We start from the raw sequence: 7,853 nt of genomic DNA, 5'->3' as shown, positions 1-7,853 counted from the left end.
GAAGACCGGCAGCTCGGCGCCCGGGCGGCGGGCCCGGTTGACCCAGCCGCGCCGCATCCCGAAGAACACCAGCGCGATCAGCGCGAGCAGCGCGAGCACCCAGAGGAAGCGTTCCATCAGCGCCTCACCTTGCCCTCGTGCGCGGTGAGCCGTCCGCGCAGCATCGTCGCGACCACCCGGCCGGGCAGCTGCATGCCGTCGAACGGCGAGTTCTCCCCGAGGCTGGCCAGCTCCGCGCCGCGCACGGTCCACTCGGTCTCGGGGTCGACCAGCACCAGGTTGGCCGGCTCGCCCACCGCGACCGGGCGGCCCTGATCGGCCAGCCCGCCGATCTCGGCGGGTCGCTCGCTCATCACCCGCGCGACCCCGCGCCAGTCCAGCAGCCCCGAGCGCACCATCGTCTGCACGACGATGCCGAGCGCGGTCTGCAGGCCGAGCATGCCCGGCTTGGCGGCGGACCACTCGCAATCCTTGTCCTGCGCAGCGTGCGGGGCGTGGTCGGTGGCCACGCAGTCCACCGTGCCGTCGGCCAGGGCCTGGCGCAGCGCCAGCACGTCGGCGTCGGTGCGCAGCGGCGGGTTGACCTTGTTGACCGGGTCGTAGGTCTCGAGCCGGTCGTCGGTCAGCAGCAGGTGGTGCGGCGTGACCTCGGCCGACACCTGGCCGGCGGTCTCGCGGGACTTCCACCAGCGCAGGATGTCCGCGGTGCCCGAGGTGGAGACGTGGCAGACGTGCAGCGTGCCGCCGGTGTGCCCGGCGAGCAGGCAGTCGCGCGCGACGATCGCTTCCTCGGCCGGGGCGGGCCAGCCCGCCAGGCCCAGCCGCGCGGCGTTCGCGCCCTCGTGCGCCTGCGCGCCCACCGTCAGGCGGGGCTCCTCGGCGTGCTGGGCGACGACTCCGCCGAAGGACTTCGTGTACTCCAGCGCGCGCCGCATGATCAGCGGGTCGTGCACGCAGTGGCCGTCGTCGGAGAAGACCCGGACCTCGGCGGCCGAGCGCCGCATGGTGCCCAGCTCGGCGAGCTTCTCGCCCTTGAGCCCGACCGTCACCGCACCCACCGGGTGCACGTCGACCAGGCCGACCTCCCGGCCGCGCCGCCACACGTGCTCGACGATCACCGCGTTGTCGGCGACCGGATCGGTGTTGGCCATCGCGAAGACCGCGGTGTAGCCGCCCAGCGCCGCAGCGCTCGAACCGGTCTCGACGGTCTCGGCGTCCTCGCGGCCCGGCTCCCGCAGGTGGGTGTGCAGGTCCACGAAGCCCGGCAGCAGCACCGCGCCGCCGGCCTGCACGATCTCGTCGGCGTCGACCTCGAGGTTCGCACCGATCTCGGCGATGACCTCGCCCTCGACCAGCACGTCAACGGGTTCGCCCTCGCCGTAGGGGCGGACGTCCTTCAACAACAGCCGGCTCATGCCCGTTCCGCCTCTCCGCGATTCACAGTTGTGGTTGCGTTCGCGATCAAGCTCGCGTTTCGCGGTTTCCTGTGGCTGGTTTGCATCACGTTCCCCTGAGGTGCGGCGAGCAGGACTCGGTTTGAAACAGGACTACTCATGCCGCGAGCTCCTCTCCCGCCAGCAGGTGGTAGAGCACCGCCATCCGCACGTGCACGCCATTGCTGACCTGCTGGGTGATGGCGGCGCGCGGGGAATCGGCGACTGCCGGGGCGATCTCCATGCCGCGCAGCATCGGGCCGGGGTGCAGCACGACCGCGTGCTCCGGCAGCTTGTCCATCCGCGCCTGGTTGAGCCCGTAGGCGATGGAGTACTCGCGGGCCGACGGGAAGAAGCCGCCGTGCATCCGCTCGGCCTGGACGCGCAGCATCATCACCGCGTCCAGCTTCGGCAGCTCCGGGTCGAGCTCGTGGCGCACCTCCGCGCCCCAGTGCTCGACACCGGTGGGCACCAGCGTCGGCGGCGCGACCAGCACCACCTCGGCGCCCAGGGTGCGCAGCAGGTGCACGTTGGAGCGCGCGACCCGGCTGTGCAGCAGGTCGCCGACGATCGCGATGCGGCGGCCGTTGAGCTCGCCCAGCCGCTCCCGCAGCGTCGCAGCGTCCAGCAGCGCCTGCGTCGGGTGCTCGTGCATGCCGTCGCCCGCGTTGACGACCTGCGTGCCGACCTCGTCGAGCCAGCCCGCCAGCCGGTGCGCCGCACCGGAGGCCGGGTGCCGCATGATCACGCAGTCAGCGCCCGCGGCGGCCAGCGTCAGCGCGGTGTCGCGCAGCGACTCGCCCTTGTTGACCGACGAGCTGCTGGCCGAGACGTTGATCACGTCGGCGCTCATCCACTTGCCCGCGACCTCGAAGGAGACCCGGGTGCGCGTGGAGTTCTCGTAGAACAGCGTCACCACCGTGCGCCCGCGCAATGTCGGCAGCTTCTTCACCTCGCGCCCCAGCAGCGTCTGCTTGAGCGTGTCGGCGGTGTCGAGGACGCTGGTCGCGGTCGCCGCGTCCAAGCCCTCGGTGGACAGCAGGTGGCGCATCACTCGTTCTCCTCATCGCGCCGAAGCACCACGCGGTCCGAGCCGTCGGTCTCCTCCAGGTGCACGGCGACACCCTCGGAGCGCGAGGTGGGGATGTTCTTGCCGACGTAGTCGGCGCGGATGGGCAGTTCGCGGTGACCGCGGTCGACCAGCACGGCCAGCTGCACCGCGCGGGGACGGCCCTGGTCGCGGAGGGCGTCGAGCGCGGCTCGCACGGTGCGGCCGGAGAACAGGACGTCGTCGACGAGGACGACCAGTGCGCCGTCGATGCCCTCGACGGGCAGGTTGGTGGGCTCCAGCGGGCGGTTCGGGCGCTTGCGCAAGTCGTCCCGGTAGAGCGTGATGTCCAGGGTTCCGGTGGGAACGGTCACCCCGCTGAACTCGCTGATCTTCGCGGCCAGCCGCCGCGCCAGCGAAGTCCCCCTGGTCGGGATCCCCAGCAGCACGACATCGCTGCTGCCGGTGTCCAGCGCGGTCTTCTCGATGATCTGGTGAGCGATCCGGGCAATCGTGCGCGCAACGTCACCGGTCGAGAGCAGCTCCCGCTGCCCGACCGGGTCCGCCGCGTCCGCCGGTGGGCGTGACGCCACGGTGCGACCTCCTTCTCCGCCTCGCTGGACGGATCCTTAAAGGATGGTGTGTGACCTGCCCCGCAGTCACCGTCGTGCGAACTCGGGTGGACCGCCGGGCCTCCTCGTACGCTATCAAGGTTCAGCGGTCAATCGTCCGGGTGGTGTGGCAGGACTCGCCCCAATGCCGACAAAGACCAACTTGACCTGGTGACGCTGGCGAGCGAACATTACTCTCCGTATCGATCTGAGCTTTGCTCCCCGGTCGGCACTATCGGCTGACGGGGCGAACGAACGGAGAAACGCCACATGGGCGACTACGCCAAGGCGCTGGGCAGCAAGCTCCGCGCTATCCGCCAGCAGCAGGGTTTGTCGCTGCACGGCGTCGAGCAGAAGTCTGGCGGGCGGTGGAAGGCCGTGGTCGTCGGGTCCTATGAGCGCGGCGACCGTGCGGTGACCGTGCAGAAGCTGGCCGAACTGGCCGACTTCTACGGGGTTCCGGTCGCAGAACTGCTTCCGGAGGGTCGGGTGCCGTCCGGCGCCGAGCCCGCCACCAAAGTCGTGATCAACCTGGAGCGGCTGCAGCAGCTGCCCGCTGAGAAGGTGGGCCCGCTGGCCCGCTACGCGGCCACCATCCAGAGCCAGCGCGGTGACTACAACGGCAAGGTGCTGTCCATTCGCACCGAGGACCTGCGATCCCTGGCCATCATCTACGACATGACGCCAGGTGAGCTCACCGAGCAGCTCATCGATTGGGGCGTGCTTCCCCCGGAGGCCCGCCCGGCCCGCGAGGAGTGAGAACTACCGCACAACCAGGAGAGCGCCTGGCCCCGAACCACTCGGCGGCCGGCGCTCTTCACGCTTCCCCCTAGCGGCGAAGGCGCGGTGAAGGGCGCTCCGGACCGAGCTGGTCGGTCCGAAGCGCCCTTCTCGCATCCACCGATCGTGCGACGAACTGGGCACGAACGAGGGGCACCCCTGGACCGATCCGGTCCGGAGGTGCCCCTCGTTCCGTCGTACCTGTCACGCGATTTCCATTGAAATCGGAGGTCCGATTTCAATGGAATTCGCGTCAGCCGCTGCTCAGACGGTCTTGCGCAGCTTGTTGCCGATGCCCGCGATGCGGCCCAGGACGCCGTTGACGAACCTGGGCGAGTCGTCGGTGGACAGGGCCTTGACCAGCTCCACCGCCTCGTCGATGGCCACCGCCGGGGGAACGTCGTCGCTCCGCCACAGCAGCTCGTAGAGGCCCAGCCGCAGCACCGAGCGGTCCACCGCGGGCATCCGGTCCAGGGACCAGCCCTCGGCGTGCTGGGTGAGCAGCTCGTCGATCCGCTCGCGGTTCTCCGCGACACCCTCCACGAGGGTGACGGTGTAGTCGTTGACCGGCGGGACCTCCGGCGATCCGACCCGGTCGGACAGCAGGGTCACCGCGTCGACGCCGCGCTGGTCGGCCTCGTAGAGGAAGTCCACCGCGCGCTTGCGCGCCTTGCTCCGAGAACCCACCTCACACCCTCTTCCCGGCCGCAGCGGCCGACGGGCAGGCGCTCATTTGGTGTTGACGCGGCTGAGGTACCGGCCGTCGCGCGGGTCGACCTTGACCTTGTCACCGGTGTTGAGGAACAGCGGCACCTGGATCTCGGCACCGGTCTCCAGGGTGGCCGGCTTGGTGCCACCGGTGGAGCGGTCGCCCTGCAGGCCCGGGTCGGTGTGCTGGACGACCAGCTCGACCGAGGCGGGCAGCTCGACGTACAGCGGGTTGCCGTCGTGGCGGGCGATGACGACCTGGCTGTTCTCCAGCATGTAGTTCGCCGCGTCGCCGACCACGTCCGCCGAGACGTTGATCTGCTCGTAGGTGTCCGGCTCCATGAACACGTAGTCCTGGCCGTCGTTGTAGAGGTAGGTCATCTCGCGGCGGTCGACGTTCGCGGTGTCCACCTTCACACCGGCGTTGAACGTCTTGTCGAGGACCTTGCCGGAGAGCACGTTCTTCAGCGTGGTGCGCACGAAGGCGCCGCCCTTGCCGGGCTTGACGTGCTGGAAGTTCACGACGGACCAGAGCTGGCCGTCGATGTTGAGCACCAGTCCGTTCTTCAGGTCGTTCGTGGATGCCACGGTGGGAATCTCTCCTGTGGTGATGGCTTCGGGCGTGTTCCGCCGGATCGCAATTCCGGCGATGTCGGCGCACCGGGGTGCGTCAGACTGCGACGAGCTCCTTCGTCGTCAAGGTGAGGAGCTCCGGTGTGCTGGGACGCACGACCAGCGTGTCCTCGATGCGGACCCCGCCCCGCCCCGCCAGATAAACGCCAGGCTCGACGGTGACCGCCATCCCGGCGCTGATTCTACCGTCTCCCCGCTGCGACAAAGTCGGTGCCTCGTGGATCTCCAGCCCGACGCCGTGTCCGAGGCCGTGCAGGAACTGCTCGCCGTACCCGGCGTCCTCGATCACCTTGCGCGCCGCGGTGTCCACCTCGCGCACCTCGGTGCCGACCCGCACCGCGGCCCGCCCGGCGGCCTGCGAGGTGCGCACCAGCTCGTAGATCTCGCGCTGCCAGTCGGCCGGTTTGCCCAGCACCACGGTGCGGGTCATGTCCGAGTGGTAGCCGTCGACCAGGGCGCCGAAGTCCATCTTCACGAAGTCGCCGGTGGTCAGCACCGCGTCGGTCGGGCGGTGGTGCGGGACCGCGGAGTTCGCCCCGGCGGCCACGATCGTCTCGAACGACGGCCCGGCGGCGCCGTGGTCGAGCATCCGCCCGTCGAGCTCGCGGGCGACCTCCAGCTCGGTGCGGCCGGGGCGCAGCCCGCCGTGCTCGATCAGGTCGGCCAGCGCCCGGTCGGCGGCGGCGCAGGCCATCCGCAGCGCCTCGATCTCGACCTCGTCCTTGATCAGCCGCAGCTCCTCGACGTGCCCCGGCGCGCGCACCAGCTCGGCCTTCCCGGCGGCGTCGGCCAGCACGTCGCGGCGGTCGACGGTGACGTGCTGGCTCTCGAACCCGACGCGGCGGTGCTCGGCGGCCGCCGAACCGATCCGCTCGGCCAGCGTCAGGTCGCTGGCCCGGTCGATCACCCGCTCCAGGTCCGGGACCTGCTCGGACGCCTGCGTCAGGTAGCGGCCGTCGGTGCAGAACACCGTCCGCGACTCGGCACCCTGCTCGTCGGCGGCGTGCACCACCAGCGCGGCGTTGGACCCGGTGAAGCCGGTGAGGTAGCGGATGTTGAGCAGATCGGTCACCAGCATCGCGTCCAGCTCCTGCTCGCGCAGGCGGTCGCGGAGGGCTTGCCGTCGGTGGGAGTGCGCTTCGGACATGTCGGGAGCCTAACTCGCGAACCGGTGGGCGGACCTGGTCAGGAAGAGGTCGGCGGGAAGCCGCCACGAGCTTGTGCGCAGGGCGTTGTCGGTGCAGGGCGCTACCGTTCACGGCATGTCGCTGTCGTGGAGCGTGGTGGCGAGCCCGGTCGGTGAGCTGACCGTGGTGGCCGGTGCGTCCGGGGTCCGCCAGGTGGCCTTCGCCGGGCCGGACACGGTGCTCGGCGAGTACGACGCGGAGCTGAGCCGGGACACCGGGGTCGCGGTCGAGGCCGCCCGGCAGCTCGAGGAGTACTTCGCGCGGCGCCGCCGGGAGTTCGACGTGCCGATCGAGTGGGAGCCGCTGCAGGGCTTGCGGCTGCACGTGCTGCGCACCCTGTTCGAGCTGGTGCCGTTCGGGGAGACGGTGAGCTACAAGCGGCTGGCGGAGCTGTCCGGGCGGCCGGAGGCCTCGCGCGCGGTCGGGACGATCATGGGCAGCAACCCGGTCCCGGTGATCGTGCCGTGCCACCGGGTGCTGGCCAGCGGCGGCGGGCTCGGCGGGTTCGGACCGGGCCTGGAGGCCAAGCGCCGGTTGCTCGTGCTGGAGGAGGTCCTGGAACCCAGCCTGCTGGAGCTCGACCTCCTGTGACTACCTGACCGACAGGAACAGGTGGTAGGTCGTTTCGTGCTGGCCGAGCTGGACCGGGATCGCCAGTTCTTCGCAGTTGCCGAACACCTCGTGCAGCGCGGCCTTCAGCTCCGGCGAGGTGTCGGCCGACCAGATCGCCAGCGTGCCGCCGGGAACCAGCTTTTCCTTGCTGCGCGCGAGGAATTCGCCGCGGTAGATCGCGGAGTTGGCGTCGTAGACGAGGAAGTCCGGGCCGTTGTCCACGTCGAGCAGCACGACGTCGAAGCGCTCCGGCGGCTGCGCGGCGATCACCTCGGCCACGTCGCCGACGTGGCAGCGCACCCGGTCGTCGCCGATCGCCGCAGCGGTTTCCGGGACGAGTCCGTCGCGGTGCCAGGTCACCAGATCCGGTTCGATCTCGACGACGTGCGCCTCCCGCACCCGCCGATCGGCCAGCACCTCCCGCAGCGTGAACCCCAGGCCGAGCCCGCCGATCAGCGCCCGCAGATCCGCCCCGCCCACCGCGCGCAGCGTGGCGGTGGCGAGTTCCCGTTCGGTTTCGGTGTGCGCGGTGTCCATGACGAACACGCCGTTGACCCGGAGCTCCAGCGAGTCACCCCGGCGCAGCAGGGCGAGTTCGCCGCGCTCCGTCTCCCCGCGCGCGACAAGTTCAGCCATCAGAACAACATTAACCAACCCCGCACCCCGACCGAGCTACCCTCCCGCACGCAGGTCCCGGTCGATTTCGCACGCCGGCGGCCGGCGCTCAGGGGCCTCGTCAGCGCGGGTTTTCCGCCGGGTTCGGGAAATGCGGGAACGCGCGTAGGGTTATCCCCCGGTTCATCCGAAACGCCGGAAGCTCGGCGTTGTCCGGAAATGACTC

At 70.4% G+C, this 7,853-nt stretch carries 9 protein-coding genes; 2 read left to right on the top strand and 7 right to left on the bottom strand.

Annotation, left to right across the window (positions count from 1 at the left end; translation table 11 throughout):
* Positions 1-116: 116 nt before the first annotated feature.
* The 3 genes from OU415_RS32525 to pyrR all read right to left on the bottom strand — a co-directional run bounded on the left by OU415_RS32525 (position 117) and on the right by pyrR (position 3,074).
* Positions 117-1,415 (bottom strand): dihydroorotase, encoded by a 1,299-nt coding sequence (locus tag OU415_RS32525; RefSeq protein WP_270953333.1) that lies wholly within the window; start codon positions 1,413-1,415, stop codon positions 117-119.
* Positions 1,416-1,551: 136 nt separating this feature from the next.
* Positions 1,552-2,484, bottom strand: a complete 933-nt coding sequence (locus OU415_RS32520) for an aspartate carbamoyltransferase catalytic subunit (protein ID WP_270953334.1) — start codon at positions 2,482-2,484, stop codon at positions 1,552-1,554.
* Positions 2,484-3,074: a bifunctional pyr operon transcriptional regulator/uracil phosphoribosyltransferase PyrR gene (gene pyrR, locus OU415_RS32515; RefSeq protein ID WP_270953332.1), complete on the bottom strand. Its 591-nt coding sequence runs from the start codon at positions 3,072-3,074 to the stop codon at positions 2,484-2,486. The genes OU415_RS32520 and pyrR overlap by 1 nt, the downstream gene beginning before the upstream one ends.
* 288 nt (positions 3,075-3,362) lie before the next feature.
* Here pyrR and bldD point away from each other — a divergent pair, with 288 nt between their 5' ends.
* On the top strand, positions 3,363-3,851 hold the full coding sequence (gene bldD, locus OU415_RS32510; RefSeq protein WP_010311046.1) for a transcriptional regulator BldD: 489 nt from the start codon (positions 3,363-3,365) through the stop codon (positions 3,849-3,851).
* Positions 3,852-4,136: 285 nt separating this feature from the next.
* On the opposite strand, the gene nusB is transcribed toward bldD, so the two are convergent.
* The 3 genes from nusB to OU415_RS32495 all read right to left on the bottom strand — a co-directional run bounded on the left by nusB (position 4,137) and on the right by OU415_RS32495 (position 6,360).
* Positions 4,137-4,559, bottom strand: coding sequence for a transcription antitermination factor NusB (nusB, locus tag OU415_RS32505; RefSeq protein ID WP_270953331.1), 423 nt, complete (start codon positions 4,557-4,559; stop codon positions 4,137-4,139).
* 42 nt (positions 4,560-4,601) lie between these two features.
* Positions 4,602-5,168 carry an elongation factor P gene (gene efp, locus OU415_RS32500; protein WP_270953330.1) on the bottom strand — a complete coding sequence of 189 codons (567 nt, stop codon included), beginning with the start codon at positions 5,166-5,168 and terminating at the stop codon, positions 4,602-4,604.
* An 82-nt stretch (positions 5,169-5,250) separates the two neighbouring features.
* Positions 5,251-6,360 (bottom strand): M24 family metallopeptidase, encoded by a 1,110-nt coding sequence (locus OU415_RS32495; RefSeq protein ID WP_270953329.1) that lies wholly within the window; start codon positions 6,358-6,360, stop codon positions 5,251-5,253.
* Between the two features lie 115 nt (positions 6,361-6,475).
* On the opposite strand from OU415_RS32495, the gene OU415_RS32490 reads away from it, so the two are divergent.
* Positions 6,476-6,991 (top strand): methylated-DNA--[protein]-cysteine S-methyltransferase, encoded by a 516-nt coding sequence (locus OU415_RS32490; RefSeq protein WP_270953328.1) that lies wholly within the window; start codon positions 6,476-6,478, stop codon positions 6,989-6,991.
* Here OU415_RS32490 and OU415_RS32485 read toward each other — a convergent pair whose 3' ends face one another.
* A complete protein-coding gene (locus OU415_RS32485) occupies positions 6,992-7,648 on the bottom strand; it encodes a spermidine synthase (protein WP_270953327.1) in 657 nt (218 codons plus the stop codon).
* Positions 7,649-7,853 lie beyond the last annotated feature (205 nt).

The sequence above is a fragment of the Saccharopolyspora oryzae genome (assembly GCF_027853915.1).
GTDB lineage: Bacteria > Actinomycetota > Actinomycetes > Mycobacteriales > Pseudonocardiaceae > Saccharopolyspora > Saccharopolyspora oryzae.
Note: the sequence above shows the minus strand (reverse complement) of the source record. Positions and strands in the feature narration are given on the sequence as shown.

Excerpts from the sequence above, each read along its gene's own strand:
- OU415_RS32525 (WP_270953333.1), bottom strand. The coding sequence starts at position 1,415 with ATGAGCCGGCTGTTGTTGAAGGACGTCCGCCCCTACGGCGAGGGCGAA.
- OU415_RS32520 (WP_270953334.1), bottom strand. The coding sequence starts at position 2,484 with ATGCGCCACCTGCTGTCCACCGAGGGCTTGGACGCGGCGACCGCGACC.
- bldD (WP_010311046.1), top strand. The coding sequence starts at position 3,363 with ATGGGCGACTACGCCAAGGCGCTGGGCAGCAAGCTCCGCGCTATCCGC.
- OU415_RS32495 (WP_270953329.1), bottom strand. The coding sequence starts at position 6,360 with ATGTCCGAAGCGCACTCCCACCGACGGCAAGCCCTCCGCGACCGCCTG.
- OU415_RS32490 (WP_270953328.1), top strand. The coding sequence starts at position 6,476 with ATGTCGCTGTCGTGGAGCGTGGTGGCGAGCCCGGTCGGTGAGCTGACC.
- OU415_RS32485 (WP_270953327.1), bottom strand. The coding sequence starts at position 7,648 with ATGGCTGAACTTGTCGCGCGCGGGGAGACGGAGCGCGGCGAACTCGCC.